Here is a 525-nt window from a genome sequence, read left to right as displayed (position 1 = left end):
AAGCCGCGCGGTGTGCCGCGTGTTGATGACCGGCGGGTTCTGAACGGCATCCTGTGGCGCTTTCGAACGGGCTCGCCATGGGCTGATATTCCCGAGCGATATGGTCCCTATACCACCTGCTATAACCGGTTTGTCCGATGGCGCAAGGCCGGGGTTTGGGATCGCCTTCTGACTGCCATCAGCAAGACTTATTCACCGAGGCGTTCAACAGCAAGCTGCGCAGCGAATGTCTGAACGCCCATTAGTTCTTGTCGCTGCAAGATGCTTGCGAAAAGCTGGAGGCTTGGCGTAGACACTATAACGAAGATCGACCACGAGAGTGCGATCGGGAATATCCTCCCAATCATGCTGGCAAACTCAGCCGGTGAAACCAGCCCACCGACCCTGAGAAATGTGGAAAACTCCAGACCCAAGCGGTCCGAGGTTGGGTAGCAGTGCACAAACCCAAGGACTCTATGTCTGACCGGACACAAATCGGGGGCCATTTCACATCGAAAGCATCAAGGAGGCTCAGGATCAAGCCAT

2 pseudogenes are annotated in these 525 nt (G+C 55.8%); both read left to right on the top strand.

What is annotated here, in order from left to right:
* Nucleotides 1-192, top strand: a pseudogene (locus tag AQ1_RS14975) (transposase); the annotation flags it as partial.
* Nucleotides 159-432: pseudogene (locus AQ1_RS15550) on the top strand (integrase core domain-containing protein); the annotation flags it as partial. The pseudogenes AQ1_RS14975 and AQ1_RS15550, both read left to right, overlap by 34 nt.
* Nucleotides 433-525: the final 93 nt, after the last annotated feature.

The organism is Iodidimonas nitroreducens (assembly GCA_000710935.1).
Classification (GTDB): domain Bacteria; phylum Pseudomonadota; class Alphaproteobacteria; order Sphingomonadales; family Rhodothalassiaceae; genus Iodidimonas; species Iodidimonas nitroreducens.
Note: the sequence above shows the minus strand (reverse complement) of the source record. Positions and strands in the feature narration are given on the sequence as shown.